This window comes from Streptomyces sp. NPDC096323 (assembly GCF_040302845.1).
Taxonomy (GTDB): Bacteria; Actinomycetota; Actinomycetes; order Streptomycetales; family Streptomycetaceae; genus Streptomyces.
Map to the genome: position 1 here is coordinate 271,116 of NZ_JBEOSI010000005.1, position 14,196 is coordinate 285,311.

Below are 14,196 nucleotides of genomic sequence, written 5' to 3' on the forward strand. Positions count from 1 at the left end.
CTTGGGCTTCCTGCGCATTATTGGCGCGCGCCTTTGGGTCGGATGTCGCTACCGTGCGGGCATGACTGCCATGACTGTCCTGACCGTGAACGCCGGCCGCCCGACGCCCGCGCCCTACACCGACTCCCCGGGCGGCGTGACCGGGATCGACAAGCGCCCCGTCGAGGGGCTCATACGGGTCTGCGACCCGGGCCCGAAGGGTGAGGGCGGCAGCGGCGTGGCCGGGGACGCGGTCTGCGACCTGCGCCACCACGGCGGCTCGCACCAGGCCGTGTACGCCTTCGCCCGCGAGGAGCTCGACGCGTGGGAGCGGGAGCTGGGGCGCCCGCTGGCCAACGGCTCGTTCGGCGAGAACCTGACCACGAGCGGCGTGACGGTCAGCGGCGCGCTGATCGGCGAGCGCTGGCGGATCGGCGCGGAACTGGTCCTGGAGGTCGCCTCCGGCCGGATTCCGTGCCGCACGTTCGCGGGCCACCTCGACGAGGCGCGCTGGGTCAGGCGGTTCACGCAGGCGGCGGCCCCCGGGGCGTACCTGCGGGTGATCACGCCGGGCAGCATCCGGGCCGGTGACCCGGTCGAGATCGTGCACCGGCCGGACCACGAGGTGACCGTGGAACTGGAATTCCGGGCCGCGACGACCCGGCGTGACCTGCTGCCGCTGGTGCTGCCGGCCGGTGAGGCGCTGGACCCCGAGGCCCTGCGGAAGGCACGCGAGTACGTGGCGCGCCAAGGGGCGGGCGACGAGCGCCGGACGGGTCGTCCGCAGGCGCACTCGGGGCACTAACGTGCCGCCTATGACGACTGCACTGATTACGGGCGCGACCGCGGGCATCGGGGCCGCCTTCGCGCGGCGGCTCGCGGCCGGGGGGCACAACCTGGTGCTGGTGGCCCGCGACACCGACCGGCTGCGGGAACACGCCACCGAACTCCACGACCGGCACGGCATCGAGGCCGAGGTGCTGACCGCGGACCTGTCCCTGGACGAGGGGATCGCCGCCGTCGAGGCCCGGCTGGCGGACCGCAGGCAGGCGGTCGATCTGCTGGTGAACAACGCCGGGTTCGGCAACAAGGGCCAGTTCCTCGACGTGTCCATGGCCGACGAGCTGGCGATGCTGAAGGTGCACTGCGAGGCGGTCCTGCGGCTGACCTCGGCGGCTGCCGCAGGGATGAGGGAGCGCGGCAGGGGCGGCGTGGTGAACGTGGCCTCGGTGGCCGCCTTCGTGCCGCGCGGTACGTACGGGGCGTCCAAGGCGTGGGTCGTGCAGTTCACCCAGGGCGCGGCGAAGGACCTGGCCGGTTCGGGGGTGCGGATGATGGCGCTCTGCCCCGGCTTCGTACGGACGGAGTTCCATCAGCGGGCCGGGATGGGCACCGGCAACATCCCGGGCTGGATGTGGCTCGATGCCGACAAGCTGGTCGCCACGGCGCTGGCGGACCTGGCGCGCGGCAAGTCGCTCTCGATCCCGGACGCGCGGTACAAGGCGTTGATGGGGCTGGTGAAGGTGACGCCGCGCGGCCTGCTCGGAGGGGTGACCTCCAGGACGGGCCGCAAGTACGGACCTCAGTGAGCGGTGGTTACGGCACGCCGCCGCCCGTAGGCGCCGCCCCCCCCACGCGAAAGGTCCGGCACCCCCGAAGGGGCGCCGGACCTCACCGCTTGCGCGGAAGAACTACCGCTAGTGCCGTGACCGGCAATGTTTGCCCCATAAGGAGCGTCGTCCAGTGCGTGCGATCGCAAGGCGGCCGGAAGTCCTTGATGGGGGCACCTCCCATGCCCTTCGGGCTATGGGGGAGGAGCTACCAGGACTTTTGGCCAACGCAGCGAGCGTGCGTGCCGGGCGGCGCGACGGGGCAAAGCCTGCCGGGAGGGGCGCTAGTGCGAGTGGCCGTGGCCGTGACCGGCGTCGGCCTCGTCCTCGGCCGGCTTCTCGACGACCAGGGTCTCGGTCGTGAGCAGCAGCGACGCGATGGACGCGGCGTTCTCCAGGGCGGAGCGGGTGACCTTGACCGGGTCGATGACGCCGGCCTTCACCAGGTCGCCGTACTCGCCGGTCGCGGCGTTGAAGCCCTGGCCCTTGTCGAGCTCGGAGACCTTCGAGGTGATGACGTAGCCCTCGAGGCCCGCGTTCTCCGCGATCCAGCGGAGCGGCTCGACGGCGGCGCGGCGCACGACCGCGACACCGGTGGCCTCGTCGCCGGTCTTGCCGAGGTTGCCCTCGAGGACCTTGACAGCGTGGACCAGAGCGGAGCCACCACCGGAGACGATGCCCTCCTCGACCGCGGCGCGGGTCGCGGAGATGGCGTCCTCCAGACGGTGCTTCTTCTCCTTGAGCTCGACCTCGGTGGCAGCGCCGACGCGGATCACGCAGACACCGCCGGCCAGCTTCGCCAGGCGCTCCTGGAGCTTCTCGCGGTCCCAGTCGGAGTCCGTGGACTCGATCTCGGCCTTGATCTGGTTGACGCGGCCGGCGACCTCGTCGGACTTGCCGCCACCGTCGACGATGGTGGTGTCGTCCTTGGAGACGGTCACGCGGCGGGCGGTGCCCAGCACGTCCAGACCGGCCTGGTCGAGCTTGAGGCCGACCTCCTCGGCGATGACGGTCGCACCCGTGAGGGTGGCGATGTCGCCGAGCATGGCCTTGCGGCGGTCACCGAAGCCGGGGGCCTTCACCGCGACGGCGTTGAAGGTGCCACGGATCTTGTTGACGACCAGGGTCGACAGGGCCTCGCCCTCGACGTCCTCGGCGATGATCAGCAGCGGCTTGGAGGCACCGGCCTGGATGACCTTCTCCAGGAGCGGCAGCAGCTCCTGGATCGAGCCGATCTTGCCCTGGTGGATCAGGATGTACGGGTCGTCGAGGACGGCCTCCATACGCTCCTGGTCGGTCACCATGTACGGGGACAGGTAGCCCTTGTCGAAGGCCATGCCCTCGGTGAAGTCGAGGTCCAGACCGAAGGTGTTGGACTCCTCGACGGTGATGACACCGTCCTTGCCGACCTTGTCCATCGCGTCCGCGATGAGCTCGCCGACCTGGGTGTCCTGCGCGGAGAGCGCGGCCACGGCGGCGATGTCGGACTTGTCCTCGATCGGGCGGGCGGTCGCGAGGAGCTCCTCGGACACGGCCTTGACCGCGGCGTCGATGCCCTTCTTGAGGGCGGCCGGGGACGCGCCCGCGGCCACGTTGCGCAGGCCCTCGCGGACGAGCGCCTGGGCCAGGACGGTGGCGGTGGTCGTGCCGTCACCGGCTACGTCGTTGGTCTTGGTCGCGACCTCCTTCACCAGCTGGGCACCGAGGTTCTCGTACGGGTCGTCCAGCTCGACCTCGCGCGCGATGGTGACACCGTCGTTGGTGATGGTGGGCGCACCGAACTTCTTGTCGATGACGACGTTGCGGCCCTTCGGACCGATCGTCACCTTCACCGTGTCGGCAAGCTTGTTGACGCCGCGCTCGAGGGCGCGACGGGCGTCCTCGTCGAACTTCAGGATCTTCGCCATGGAGCTGAACTGTCCTCTCAAAACAAGAACTGCGCCCCTGCCGCCCGGCAGTTATTTCGCAGGGGGCCAGGGGCGCAGAACAGAAGCAAACTTGGGTGAATTACTTCTCGATGATCGCGAGCACGTCGCGGGCCGAGAGGACGAGGTACTCCTCGCCGTTGTACTTCACCTCGGTGCCGCCGTACTTGCTGTACAGAACGACATCGCCGGTCTTGACGTCGAGCGGCAGGCGCTCGCCGTTCTCGAAGCGGCCCGGGCCCACGGCCAGGACGACGCCCTCCTGGGGCTTCTCCTTGGCAGTGTCCGGAATGACCAGGCCGGAGGCCGTGGTCTGCTCGGCGTCGAGCGGCTGGACCACAATGCGGTCCTCGAGCGGCTTGATCGCAACCTTGGTGCTGGTCGACACGATCCGGTCTCCCCCTTCGGAGATCTCACGGGGTTATCAGTCTTTGGGGTGGCGACCAGGTGGGCCCGTCGTCGCGGGTGCCGGACCTGCCGGTCGCACAGAACTGCTGGCACTCTCCAGTGGGGAGTGCCAGCACTGAGACTATGACCGCGATTAGCACTCGGTCAAGCGGAGTGCCAATTCACGCCCCTCGTGGCGTACGGGGTCCGCGTCCCGCGGAGCGGCTACCGCCTCGCGCACCCCGCGGCCACAGCCCCTCCGCCCGACCGCACCAGCCGCTCCGCGGACCCGCGTACCGGGGCCCGCCCGCCGCAGGCGACGACGACCATCGCGCCCGGCGCCCCGTGGTCACCGCGCACCGCAGGGGCACTCCGAGACGGCTTCACCCGCTGAACCGCCTTCCGGCCCAACCGCTCGATCGGGTCCACGGACTGCGCGCAGCCGGCGGTGGCGGTCAGGAGCGCACCGGTGGTCAGCAGTCCGGCCAGCAGCCGGTGCGCCCTTCTCATACGTAGTCCTCCAGCCGGGCCACGGCGTACCCCTTGTCCGTGACGACCTTCATGACGTTGCGGATCATGTCGGGCATGCTGCCCTTCCAGTCCTCCTTGCCCCGGAAGTGCGTGAGGATGATGTCGCCGGGGTGCAGGTCCTGGTCCTCCTCCCGCCACTCCATGCGGTCGGGGAACGCCTCCGCCGCCCACAGGGGCACGGCCGTGATGCCGCAGGACTTGGCGATCCGCAGGGTGTCGCCGTCGTAGTTGCCGTACGGGGGCCTGAAGAGCCGGGGTCGCTCGCCGAACTGCTGCTGCATGATGTCCTGCTGGTCGCAGATCTCCCGCTTCTGCTCCTCGTACGAGAGGCCGGGCATGTAGCGGTGGTTCAGCGTGTGGTTGCCGAGGACGGCCCCGCGGGCCTGGGCCTCCTTGAAGTACGCGTAGTTGTCGCGCACCACGTAGTCGGTGAGGAAGGCGCTGTACGGGATGTTCAGCTCCGCCATCATCTTCAGCAGCTCGGGGTCCTTGTCGTCCCCGTCGTCCATCGTCAGGAAGACGATCTTCTTGTCGGTGGGGACCGTGGTGAAGACCGGCGGCAGCGAGGCGTTCCCGCCCTCGGTCTCGAAGCCCTCGCGGGTGGTGAGGCGCGGCTTGACGGCCGGCGGCGCGGGCGGCGCCAGCGGAGTGCTCGCCAGGCCCCACTTCTTCGCGGCGACGGCCCGTGCGGCCTGGGCGAGGCGCGCCTTCCGGGCCTGCGCCGCGACCGAACCCGCCGCCCCCACCGGGGGGCCGCCCGGCTGTCCGGCCCTGGCGGCGGCCGCGCGGCCGGGGTCCGGGTCGGACGCGGCGTGACCGCCGGTTTCGGCCGCGCAGCCGGAGCCGGCCGCGGCGACCAGGAGCGCGGCGAGGACCGCGAAGCCCGGCCGGCGCCGCAAACCGCCCCGGCCGCGTCCGCCACTGCCGCGCAGAGGGCCCCGACCGCCCTCCCCACCGCTCCGCCCGCCCGACACCGCACCCGGTCTGCGCATCTTCATGGCGAATTCTTCCTTTTGTCGTACCAGCTGCATGGCGCCGCATCCTGCCAGCCCCGGGCCGGGCCGCCGGGCCGACACAGCGCCCGCCCCGCACACTCCCCCGGCTGGCGCACAGCCGACTGGCCCACAATGGGGCGGGTGAACGCTCTCGACCCGACCGTCCCGCCCGACGCCCCCGACCCCCTCGCCGCCTTCCTGGCCCTGCGCACCCCCGAGGGCGCCGAGCTGCTGGCCGCGCTGCGGTCGTACGACCCCGCCACCGAACTGGCCACCGCCACCCGGCTGCGCCGCACCCACCCGGCCGCCCTCGTCTCGGCCGCGCTGGGGCAGGCCCGGCTGCGGCAGCGGGCGGCGGCGAAGTTCGGCGCCGAGGACGCGCAGCGGATGTTCTTCACGCCGAACGGGGTCGAGCAGGCGACCCGCACCTCGGTGGCCGGCTACCGCGCGCGGCGGTTCGCGGACGCCGGGGTGCGCAGCGTCGCCGACCTCTGCTGCGGGATCGGCGGCGACGCGATCGCCCTGGCACGGGCCGGGATCTCCGTCCTCGCCGTGGACCGCGATCCGCTGACCGCCGAGGTGGCCCGCGCCAACGCCGCCGCGCTCGGCCTGGAGGCGCTGATCGAGGTGCGGTGCGCCGATGTCACGGAGATCGACACCTCGCCGTACGACGCGGTGTTCGTCGACCCGGCCCGCCGGGGCGGGCGCGGCCGGATCTTCGACCCGGAGGCGTACTCCCCGCCCCTGTCCTGGGCGACCGCGGCCGCGCTGAAGGCGCCCAGGGCCGCGCTGAAGATCGCCCCGGGCGTCCCGCACGAGGCGATCGGCCCGCAGGCGGAGGCCGAGTGGATCTCGGACGGCGGCGACGTGAAGGAGGCGGTGCTCTGGTTCGGCGAGGGCTTCGAGGCGGGCTCGTACCGCGCGACCCTGCTCCCGTCCGGCGCCACCCTGTCCGCCCCGGCCGCGCTGCCCGCCCCGCCGGTCGGGCCGGTGGGGCGCTATCTCTACGAGCCGGACGGCGCGGTGATCCGGGCGCATCTGGTCGCCGGGATCGTGGAACGGTGCCACGGCCGGCTGTTCGACGAGATGATCGCGTACGTCACGAGCGACGAGCTGTACGACTCCCCGTACACCGCCGGTTACGAGATCACCGATCAGCTGCCGTTCAACATGAAGCGGCTGAAGGCGCTGCTGCGGGAGCGGAAGGTCGGCGTCCTCACGGTGAAGAAGCGCGGCTCGGCGGTCGAACCGGAGGAACTGCGGCGGAAGATGAAGCTCCAGGGCCCGAACGCGGCCACGGTCTTCCTGACCCGGGTCGCGGACGCGCCGACGATGCTGATCGGCCGCCCCGTGACCGGCCCGGAGGCCGGTCTGCGCTGACACCGGCCGGACGGCACGACCGCAGGGCGGGGCCCAGGATCAGCGGTGGGCACCGCCCCTCATCGAGATCAGCGGTTCAGGGGCAGGTGCCCCGAGCAGTGTCCGCAGGACCCAACGCCGGTGCCAGTACGCCTTGGTGGCGCCGATGAGGCCGATCAGCCAGCCGATGAATCCGAGACCCATGGCCAGGGCCATCAGCCCATAGGTGTCATCGCCCGCGACGGCGCCCGCCGGCACGATGAAGCAGGCGTACAGCCCGCAGGCGCACAGCGGGAACGAGCCGAGGAGCCAGAACAGACTCACGCCCGGCAGCCGGTACGCGGCATCGTTCACCGGATCGCGGGCCAACTCCCCCCACTGTGTGAGGAGTCGGCGCACCTGCCGGTCCCGACGCAGGCCGATGACGACGAGGATGACGGCGGGCACGAGGCAACAGGCGCCCAACGCCAGCATGATGACGCCGAGGAAGGCGCTGATGACGTCGTACGACTCCTCGAAGGTGATGAGCGCGGTACCGGTCAGCGCCCAGCCGAGCGCGCCGAGCGCTCCCCACATCCACAGCAGTCCGAACCGGCCGGGGCCCATGTGCATCCTCACCAACGCGCCCAGGATGAAGGCCCGGTCGGCGAGCAGCGCTCCCCGGTCGGGCCAGGTGCGTATCTCCACGGGCGGCGGGGGTGGCGGCAGCGCAGGTCGGTTGGCCATGAGCCAGACCTTATCGACCGCCAGGCGCCCTCCTCTTGCGCTGCGCGGGAGACCGGCCGCCTCAGGCGTTGCGCAGGGCCTCGATGTCCAGCCGCTTCATGCCGAGCATCGCCTTCATCGCGCGGGCCGCCTTCTCCGGGTCCGGGTCGGTCAGCGCCTCGCCGAGACCGGGCGGGATGATCTGCCAGGAGACGCCGAATTTGTCCTTGAGCCAGCCGCACTGGCTCTCCTGTCCGCCGTCCGCGGTGAGCTTGTCCCACAGCCGGTCCGCCTCCTCCTGCGAGGCGCAGTCGACGGAGAGGGAGACGGCCTCGCTGAAGGGGAACTCTGGGCCGCCGTCGAACGCGATGTACTCGGTGCCGTCCAGCTGGAAGCGGACCGTCATCACCGCTCCTTCCTCGCCCGGCGCCGCCGCCGTCCAGCGGGTCACGTCGAGGATGCGGGAGTCACCGCCGATGACGGAGATGTAGTGGTTCGCCGCCTCCTCGGCCTGGTTCTTGTCGAACCACAGGAATGTGGTGACCTTCTGCATGGTCTTCTCCTCACGTGGTTGGTACGGGGTGCCGTGGAAGGTAGACCGGCGGCGGGCCCGGAACTCATCGGCCCGCCCGGCCCAGGAGCAGCGCCCGTTCCCGCTCGTTGCGGGTGAGCTCCGCCGCCCGTACGAACTCGGCACGTGCCTCGTCCGTACGCCCCATCCGCTCCAGGAGATCGCCGCGGACGCTCGGCAGCAAGTGGTAGCCCTTGAGCGCGGGGTCGGCGGCCAGGGCATCGACCAGGACGAGACCGGCGGCCGGGCCCTCGGCCATGGAGACGGCGACGGCGCGGTTGAGCTCGACGACCGGTGACGGGGTGAGGACGGCGAGGCGGTCGTAGAGCGCGGCGATGGTGGCCCAGTCGGTGTCCTCGAAGCGCGCCGTGCGGGCGTGACAGGCGGCGATGGCTGCCTGGAGGGCGTACGGCCCCAGGGCCTGCCCCGCCTTCGCGGCCGTGTCGCCGGCCCGGAGCAGGGCCGCCAGGCCGCGGCGGATCAGCAGCCGGTCCCAGCGGGCCCGGTTCTGGTCGGCGAGCAGCACCACGGCCCCGTCCGGCCCGGTCCGTGCGGCGGTGCGCGAGGCCTGGAGCTCCAGCAGGGCGGCCAGTCCGTGCACCTCGGGTTCGTCCGGCATCAGCCCGGCCAGCACCCGCGCCAGGCGCAGCGCGTCCTCGCAGAGCGCCGGGCGCAGCCAGTCGTCGCCGGCGGTCGCGGCGTAGCCCTCGTTGAAGACCAGGTAGATGACCTCGAGCACCGATCGGAGCCGGGCTTCGCGCTCGGGGCCGTAGGGCACCTCGAAGGGAACGCCGGCCCGCCCGAGGGTCCGTTTGGCGCGGACGATCCTCTGGGCGACGGCCGGCTCCGTGGTGAGGAAGGCGCGGGCGATCTCCTCGGTGGTGAGGCCGCCCAGCAGCCGCAGCGTGAGGGCGATCCGGGCGTCGGTGGAGAGCACCGGATGGCAGGAGGTGAAGATCAGCCGCAGCAGGTCGTCATCGATGCGCTCGGGGTCCGCGGCACCGGGGTCCGGTTTGCCGGAGACCCCGTCCAGGTCGCGGCCCATCTCGGCCAGCTTGCGGGCGTACGTCTCGCGGCGGCGTACGAGATCGATGGCGCGGTGCCTGGCCGTGGCCATGAGCCAGGCTCCCGGGTTGTCCGGGACACCCGACTCCGGCCACTGCTCCAGCGCGGCGACCAGGGCGTCCTGCGCGAGCTCCTCGGCGATGCCGACGTCCCGGACGATCCGGGCGACACCGGCGATGATCCGCGCGGACTCGATCCTGAATACCGTCTCCACCGCGCTCGCTGCCGTCACGGCCACTCATCAGAGCAGCCGTACGGGGCCCGGGCAAGCGCGGCAGGCAGGTCAGCCGGTCGCTTCGTCGATGGCCCGGATCTCGGAGGTGACGCTCCAGCTCTCCGGGTGGCACTGCAGGAACCGCCTGGTCCACTCCAGCGCCTCCTCCTTGTCCTTGCACTGGAGGATGGCGTACCCGCCGACGACCTCCTTGGTCTCGGTGAAGGGCCCGTCGGTGTAGCTGAGCTTTCCGCCGGCCCAGTGGACCCGGGTGCCCTGGGCGGTCGGGGTGAGGCCGGCCGTCTCCAGCATCACGCCCGCCTTGTTGATCTCCTCGAACAGGGCGCCCATGCGCTTCTCGAAGTCGGGGTCGGGCTCGAACCCTGCGGCGGCCTGCTCGTCGATGCGGATGAGGGACATGAAGCGCGGCATGGTGACTCCTCGGTCGGGAGGGCGGGGGCTTTCCCCGTCTCTCACCTGTGCGTCGAACGGGAGACGTCCGGATCGACAGTCCCCCCGGAATTCTTCTGAGAAGTTTCCGGATCGGCCACCGGGGCGGTCGCGCTCCTCAGCCGCCCGCCGGCCCGAGGGACTCGAAGCGCCAGCGGTGCACCGGCCGGGTGATGGTTTCCGGGGCCGGTTCGGGCAGTTCCGGCAGCTCGTCGCCGTACGCGCCCTGCCACCAGGTGATGACCAGGACGCGGTCCTGCGGGGCGCGCAGCAGTTCGCTGCGCAGTGGGGGGCGGGCCAGCTCGCCGGTGCGGGCGCGGGCCCATTCGAGGAGTTCCGCGCCCCGGCCCTCGGTGGCGCGGGCCTCCCACATCAGCGCGACGGTCGTCCCGCTCATGAGTACAGGTTGTCCTTGCTGATCTCGTGCACGTGGTCGTGGTCGTGGGTGTGGGTGTGGTCCGCGCCCGGTACGTGGGTTTCGGTGACCGGCAGCGAGGAGTCGGCCGAGAGCTCCAGGTCGGAGGCGGGCCGGTTGCGGGCCACCATCTCCGCGCCCAGTGCGGCGACCATGGCGCCGTTGTCGGTGCACAGTCCGGGGCGCGGCACGCGCAGCCGGATGCCGGCGCGCTCGCACCGCTCCTCGGCCAGCGCCCGCAGCCGTGAGTTGGCCGCGACGCCGCCGCCGATCATCAGGTGGTCGACGCCCTCGTCCTTGCAGGCGCGGACGGCCTTCCGGGTGAGCACGTCGACCACGGCCTCCTGGAAGGACGCGGCCACGTCCCGTACCGGCACCTCCTCGCCCGCGGCGCGCTTCGCCTCGATCCAGCGGGCGACGGAGGTCTTCAGGCCGGAGAAGGAGAAGTCGTACGCGGGGTCGCGCGAGCCGCTCAGGCCGCGCGGGAACGCGATGGCCTTCGGGTCGCCCTCCTTGGCGAGGCGGTCGATGACCGGACCGCCGGGGAAACCGAGGTTCAGCACCCGGGCGATCTTGTCGAAGGCCTCGCCCGCCGCGTCGTCGATGGTCGCGCCGAGCGGCCGCACGTCGTTGGTGATGTCGGGGGCGAGCAGCAGCGAGGAGTGGCCGCCGCTGACCAGCAGCGCCATCGTGGGCTCGGGCAGCGGGCCGTGCTCCAGCTGGTCGACGCAGATGTGCGAGGCGAGGTGGTTCACCCCGTAGAGCGGCTTGTTCAGCGCGTACGCGTACGCCTTGGCCGCCGAGACGCCGACGAGCAGGGCGCCGGCGAGTCCGGGTCCCGCGGTGACCGAGATGCCGTCGAGGTCGCGTCCGCTGACACCGGCCTCCTTCAGGGCGCGCTCGATCGTGGGGACCATCGCCTCCAGGTGCGCGCGGGAGGCGATCTCCGGGACGACGCCGCCGAAGCGGGCGTGCGTGTCGACGCTGGACGCGACGGCGTCGGCGAGCAGCGTCGTCCCGCGGACGATGCCGACGCCGGTCTCGTCGCAGGAGGTCTCGATGCCGAGTACGAGCGGTTCGTCAGCCATCAGTCAGTCTCGTTTTCTTGTACGTGCTCTTGTCCGTGGTCCTGCACATGGAGGCGCATGACGAGGGCGTCGATGTTGCCCGGCTGGTAGTAGCCGCGGCGGAAGCCGATCGGTTCGAAGCCGAAGCGCTCGTACAGCTTCTGCGCCCGGGTGTTGTCGACGCGGACCTCCAGCAGCACCTCGGCGCACTCGAAGGCCGTGGCGTGTTTCAGCAGGTCGGTCAGCAGCTCGGCTCCGAGCCCGCCGCCCCAGTGGCCGCGGGTGACGCCGATCGTCTGTACGTCGGCGAGGTCTCCGGCCGCCGCGAGGCCCGCGTATCCGACGATCCGGCCGCTGACCGGGTCCTCGGCGACCACGTAACGGCGGGTGGCGTCCGGGCCGCGGGAGTGCGCGAGCTCGGACCAGAACATGCCGGCCGACCAGGCGTCGTCCGGGAACAGCTCGTGCTCGAGCTCCAGCACCGGGTCGATGTCCCACCAGCGCATCTCGCGCAGCACTGCGGTCGTGGCGGTCACTTCGGCGTGACCACCTTGTAGTTCTTCGGGACCTGCGCGTCGGGCCTGCGCAGGTACAGCGGCTGCGGCGGCAGTAGCTCCGCCCCCGCGGCGAGGCGCTCGGCGGCGAGCGCCGCCATGGCGCCCGCGGCGACGTGCTCGGGGCCGCGCGCATCCGGGAACGCGTCGGGGTAGAGCACCGCGCCCGCCCCGACGACGGGGAGGCCGGCGAGCTGCTCGGCGATGTCGGCGGGCCGGTCGACGGCGGGTTCACCGGTCCGGGTGAGCGGGTTCTCGTACCGCGCCCAGTAGACCTCCTTGCGGCGGGCGTCCGTCGCGACGGCGAAGGGGCCCGTCACCCCGGCCTGCCCCGCGGCGTACGCGAGGGCGTCCAGGGTGCAGATCCCGTGCACGGGCACGGACAGCGCCGAGCCGAACGTCGCGGCCGTCACCAGTCCGACCCGCAGTCCCGTGTACGGGCCGGGGCCGACGCCCACCACCAGGTCCGTCACGGTGTCGAGGGTCACTCCGGCCTCGGCGAGGACGCGGTCGACGGCGGGCAGCAGCAGCTCCCCGTGCCTTCGGGCGTCGACCTGACCGGACTCGGCGACGACGCGGGTCCCGTCGTGCAGGGCGACGGTGACGGCGGGGGTGGCGGTATCCATAGCGAGCAAGAGCACGCAAACAGCCTACGGCTCCGGCGCGGGCGGTACCGCGCCCCGTACGTCGTCCTGGGACCAGGGGGCTCCGGTGCTACCGTCACCGGGTATACGCGGAGTACGTGTAAACGCTTGTACGACATACGACGGCGAAAGAGGCGCACGGTGGCAAGGGGCAGCTCGGGAATCGTGGCCGCGCTCACCGCGGCGGCCGTCGCCGCGGTCGGCTTCCTGGCCTACCAGGCGTCGGCGAACGTCCCCGACAACCTCGGCGCCAAGCCGAAGGTGTCCAGCAGCGCGCCGGCCACGGGCGGCCACGCCCGGGCGAAGCCGAAGAAGAACCCGCTGGCGGTTCCCGCCGCCTCCGGGACGGGCACGCGGGTGGTGTACGCGCTGGGGGAGCGCCGGGTGTGGCTGGTCGACGCGAAGAACAAATCGACCCGGACCTTCAAGGTGATGCCGAGCGCGGTGAGCGCGCTGCCGGGCACCTACCGGGTGACCTCGCGCTCCGGCCGCGTCACGGGCTCCGACGGGGTGCCGATCGAGCATGTGGTCCGGTTCGCGTCGAACGATGACGTGGCGATCGGCTTCAGCGCCGCACAGGACGGCTCCATGGAGAGCCCGGACCCGACGCTGAAGGCGGGCGGGGTGCGGATGTCGCGTGCGGACGGCAACGCGGTGTGGACGTTCGCCACGGTGGGCGCGAAGGTCGTCGTCGTCCGGTAGTGCCGGCGTCCGGTAGTCCGGTAGTTCCTGCGTCCGGTAGTCCGGTAGTTCCTGCGTCCGGTAGTCCGGTAGTCCGGTAGTTCCTGCGTCCGGTAGTTCCTGCGGGTAGGGCTCAAGCCCGCTTCGGCGGGTTCGTTCCCCTGTCTTCCCGGGGTGCGGGCGCCGTGCCGCGCGGGCGCGGGGCAGGCGGGGTGGAGATGGCGTCGGCCGCCACCCCGGCGGCGAGCAGGTCTCTCATCGATACCGCCCGCGGTGGCTGCACGTCGTGCTCGGATGCCGGCATGGACGCCTCCTTGAGCTCCGGTGGAAGGCACGGTTAGGCAGACCTAACCTGCTCTCGTCCTCCATGTCACCACGCCCGCACCGCCCCGCGCAACAATTTGCCGACACCCTGTCGGAAACGGGCCGCGGCGACGGCCTCTCATGCCCCGGCCATGGCCCACGGGGCCCAGGAATCGTTCCGCAGCCCCGCCCACCGCGCGCCCACGCCCACGAGCCGCACCTCGCGCCGTTCGTCGTCCGTGTCGCCGACCGCACGGTCGATGAGCACCTGGAGCCGGTCATCGGAGAGCTCCTCGACCTTGCCCTCGCCCCATTCGACGACGACGACCGAGTCCGGCAGCGACACGTCGAGGTCCAGGTCCTCCATCTCGTCGAGCCCGCCGCCCAGGCGGTACGCGTCGACGTGGACGAGCGCCGGACCGTCGCCCAGCGACGGGTGGACGCGGGCGATCACGAAGGTGGGGGACGTGACGGCGCCGCGCACGCCGAGGCCCTCGCCGAGACCGCGGGTCAGGGTCGTCTTCCCGGCGCCGAGTTCGCCGCTGAGCATGACCAGGTCGCCGGGGCGCAGCACGCCGGAGATCCGGCGGCCCAGGGCCTGCATCTGTTCGGGGGACTCGACGGCCAGCGTCACGGTGACGGTGTCGTGCGCGGCGCCTGCGGCGAGCGGGGCCGCCGGGCTGTTGTGCGGTGCTTCCATGCCCGCCAACGTTAGAGGATTCCGCTGCGGCTCCGGCGTTC

At 71.9% G+C, this 14,196-nt stretch carries 18 protein-coding genes; 4 read left to right on the plus strand and 14 right to left on the minus strand.

Annotation, left to right across the window (positions count from 1 at the left end; all coding sequences use genetic code 11):
• Positions 1-70 precede the first annotated feature (70 nt).
• Positions 71-784, plus strand: coding sequence for an MOSC domain-containing protein (locus ABTX18_RS16010; RefSeq protein WP_352123602.1), 714 nt, complete (start codon positions 71-73; stop codon positions 782-784).
• Positions 785-794: 10 nt separating this feature from the next.
• Positions 795-1,568 carry an SDR family NAD(P)-dependent oxidoreductase gene (locus ABTX18_RS16015; protein WP_352123330.1) on the plus strand — a complete coding sequence of 258 codons (774 nt, stop codon included), beginning with the start codon at positions 795-797 and terminating at the stop codon, positions 1,566-1,568.
• A gap of 305 nt (positions 1,569-1,873) precedes the next feature.
• Here ABTX18_RS16015 and groL read toward each other — a convergent pair whose 3' ends face one another.
• The 4 genes from groL to ABTX18_RS16035 all read right to left on the minus strand — a co-directional run bounded on the left by groL (position 1,874) and on the right by ABTX18_RS16035 (position 5,463).
• Positions 1,874-3,496 (minus strand): chaperonin GroEL, encoded by a 1,623-nt coding sequence (groL, locus tag ABTX18_RS16020; RefSeq protein ID WP_352123331.1) that lies wholly within the window; start codon positions 3,494-3,496, stop codon positions 1,874-1,876.
• A 100-nt stretch (positions 3,497-3,596) separates the two neighbouring features.
• Positions 3,597-3,905, minus strand: coding sequence for a co-chaperone GroES (gene groES / locus ABTX18_RS16025; RefSeq protein ID WP_024490209.1), 309 nt, complete (start codon positions 3,903-3,905; stop codon positions 3,597-3,599).
• Positions 3,906-4,126: 221 nt separating this feature from the next.
• A complete protein-coding gene (locus ABTX18_RS16030) occupies positions 4,127-4,411 on the minus strand; it encodes a hypothetical protein (RefSeq protein WP_352123332.1) in 285 nt (94 codons plus the stop codon).
• Positions 4,408-5,463 carry a polysaccharide deacetylase family protein gene (locus tag ABTX18_RS16035; protein WP_503061157.1) on the minus strand — a complete coding sequence of 352 codons (1,056 nt, stop codon included), beginning with the start codon at positions 5,461-5,463 and terminating at the stop codon, positions 4,408-4,410. The genes ABTX18_RS16030 and ABTX18_RS16035 overlap by 4 nt, the downstream gene beginning before the upstream one ends.
• Positions 5,464-5,559: 96 nt before the next feature.
• Here ABTX18_RS16035 and ABTX18_RS16040 point away from each other — a divergent pair, with 96 nt between their 5' ends.
• The gene (locus ABTX18_RS16040; protein ID WP_352123334.1) at positions 5,560-6,807 is read left to right on the plus strand and encodes a class I SAM-dependent methyltransferase; all 1,248 of its coding nucleotides are present in this window, start codon (positions 5,560-5,562) and stop codon (positions 6,805-6,807) included.
• 39 nt (positions 6,808-6,846) lie between these two features.
• Here the strand turns inward: ABTX18_RS16040 and ABTX18_RS16045 are convergent, their stop codons facing one another.
• The 8 genes from ABTX18_RS16045 to tsaB form a co-directional block, all read right to left on the minus strand.
• Positions 6,847-7,512, minus strand: coding sequence for a hypothetical protein (locus ABTX18_RS16045; protein WP_352123335.1), 666 nt, complete (start codon positions 7,510-7,512; stop codon positions 6,847-6,849).
• A 61-nt stretch (positions 7,513-7,573) separates the two neighbouring features.
• Entirely contained in the window at positions 7,574-8,044 is a 471-nt protein-coding gene (locus ABTX18_RS16050) for a VOC family protein (protein ID WP_352123336.1), read from the minus strand.
• A 64-nt stretch (positions 8,045-8,108) separates the two neighbouring features.
• A complete protein-coding gene (locus ABTX18_RS16055; protein ID WP_352123337.1) occupies positions 8,109-9,359 on the minus strand; it encodes an RNA polymerase sigma factor in 1,251 nt (416 codons plus the stop codon).
• A 51-nt stretch (positions 9,360-9,410) separates the two neighbouring features.
• A complete protein-coding gene (locus tag ABTX18_RS16060) occupies positions 9,411-9,773 on the minus strand; it encodes a YciI family protein (protein WP_352123338.1) in 363 nt (120 codons plus the stop codon).
• Between the two features lie 136 nt (positions 9,774-9,909).
• Positions 9,910-10,188: a hypothetical protein gene (locus ABTX18_RS16065; protein ID WP_352123339.1), complete on the minus strand. Its 279-nt coding sequence runs from the start codon at positions 10,186-10,188 to the stop codon at positions 9,910-9,912.
• Complete coding sequence (gene tsaD / locus ABTX18_RS16070) at positions 10,185-11,294, minus strand: tRNA (adenosine(37)-N6)-threonylcarbamoyltransferase complex transferase subunit TsaD (RefSeq protein ID WP_352123340.1); 1,110 nt, start codon at positions 11,292-11,294, stop codon at positions 10,185-10,187. Before tsaD ends, ABTX18_RS16065 begins: the two co-directional genes overlap by 4 nt.
• Positions 11,294-11,809 carry a ribosomal protein S18-alanine N-acetyltransferase gene (gene rimI, locus ABTX18_RS16075; RefSeq protein WP_352123341.1) on the minus strand — a complete coding sequence of 172 codons (516 nt, stop codon included), beginning with the start codon at positions 11,807-11,809 and terminating at the stop codon, positions 11,294-11,296. The genes tsaD and rimI overlap by 1 nt, the downstream gene beginning before the upstream one ends.
• On the minus strand, positions 11,806-12,453 hold the full coding sequence (gene tsaB, locus ABTX18_RS16080) for a tRNA (adenosine(37)-N6)-threonylcarbamoyltransferase complex dimerization subunit type 1 TsaB (protein ID WP_352123603.1): 648 nt from the start codon (positions 12,451-12,453) through the stop codon (positions 11,806-11,808). Before tsaB ends, rimI begins: the two co-directional genes overlap by 4 nt.
• Before the next feature lie 159 nt (positions 12,454-12,612).
• Between tsaB and ABTX18_RS16085 the strand changes: the two genes are divergently transcribed.
• Positions 12,613-13,173 (plus strand): hypothetical protein, encoded by a 561-nt coding sequence (locus tag ABTX18_RS16085; RefSeq protein WP_503061158.1) that lies wholly within the window; start codon positions 12,613-12,615, stop codon positions 13,171-13,173.
• Between the two features lie 112 nt (positions 13,174-13,285).
• On the opposite strand, the gene ABTX18_RS16090 is transcribed toward ABTX18_RS16085, so the two are convergent.
• Complete coding sequence (locus ABTX18_RS16090; protein WP_352123342.1) at positions 13,286-13,456, minus strand: hypothetical protein; 171 nt, start codon at positions 13,454-13,456, stop codon at positions 13,286-13,288.
• A 138-nt stretch (positions 13,457-13,594) separates the two neighbouring features.
• Entirely contained in the window at positions 13,595-14,155 is a 561-nt protein-coding gene (gene tsaE, locus ABTX18_RS16095; protein WP_352123343.1) for a tRNA (adenosine(37)-N6)-threonylcarbamoyltransferase complex ATPase subunit type 1 TsaE, read from the minus strand.
• Positions 14,156-14,196: the final 41 nt, after the last annotated feature.

Excerpts from the sequence above, each read along its gene's own strand:
- ABTX18_RS16010 (WP_352123602.1), top strand. The coding sequence starts at position 71 with ATGACTGTCCTGACCGTGAACGCCGGCCGCCCGACGCCCGCGCCCTAC.
- ABTX18_RS16015 (WP_352123330.1), top strand. The coding sequence starts at position 795 with ATGACGACTGCACTGATTACGGGCGCGACCGCGGGCATCGGGGCCGCC.
- groL (WP_352123331.1), bottom strand. The coding sequence starts at position 3,496 with ATGGCGAAGATCCTGAAGTTCGACGAGGACGCCCGTCGCGCCCTCGAG.
- ABTX18_RS16030 (WP_352123332.1), bottom strand. The coding sequence starts at position 4,411 with ATGAGAAGGGCGCACCGGCTGCTGGCCGGACTGCTGACCACCGGTGCG.
- ABTX18_RS16035 (WP_503061157.1), bottom strand. The coding sequence starts at position 5,463 with ATGCAGCTGGTACGACAAAAGGAAGAATTCGCCATGAAGATGCGCAGA.
- ABTX18_RS16040 (WP_352123334.1), top strand. The coding sequence starts at position 5,560 with ATGGGGCGGGTGAACGCTCTCGACCCGACCGTCCCGCCCGACGCCCCC.
- ABTX18_RS16045 (WP_352123335.1), bottom strand. The coding sequence starts at position 7,512 with ATGGCCAACCGACCTGCGCTGCCGCCACCCCCGCCGCCCGTGGAGATA.
- ABTX18_RS16050 (WP_352123336.1), bottom strand. The coding sequence starts at position 8,044 with ATGCAGAAGGTCACCACATTCCTGTGGTTCGACAAGAACCAGGCCGAG.
- ABTX18_RS16060 (WP_352123338.1), bottom strand. The coding sequence starts at position 9,773 with ATGCCGCGCTTCATGTCCCTCATCCGCATCGACGAGCAGGCCGCCGCA.
- ABTX18_RS16065 (WP_352123339.1), bottom strand. The coding sequence starts at position 10,188 with ATGAGCGGGACGACCGTCGCGCTGATGTGGGAGGCCCGCGCCACCGAG.
- tsaD (WP_352123340.1), bottom strand. The coding sequence starts at position 11,294 with ATGGCTGACGAACCGCTCGTACTCGGCATCGAGACCTCCTGCGACGAG.
- tsaB (WP_352123603.1), bottom strand. The coding sequence starts at position 12,453 with ATGGATACCGCCACCCCCGCCGTCACCGTCGCCCTGCACGACGGGACC.
- ABTX18_RS16090 (WP_352123342.1), bottom strand. The coding sequence starts at position 13,456 with ATGCCGGCATCCGAGCACGACGTGCAGCCACCGCGGGCGGTATCGATG.
- tsaE (WP_352123343.1), bottom strand. The coding sequence starts at position 14,155 with ATGGAAGCACCGCACAACAGCCCGGCGGCCCCGCTCGCCGCAGGCGCC.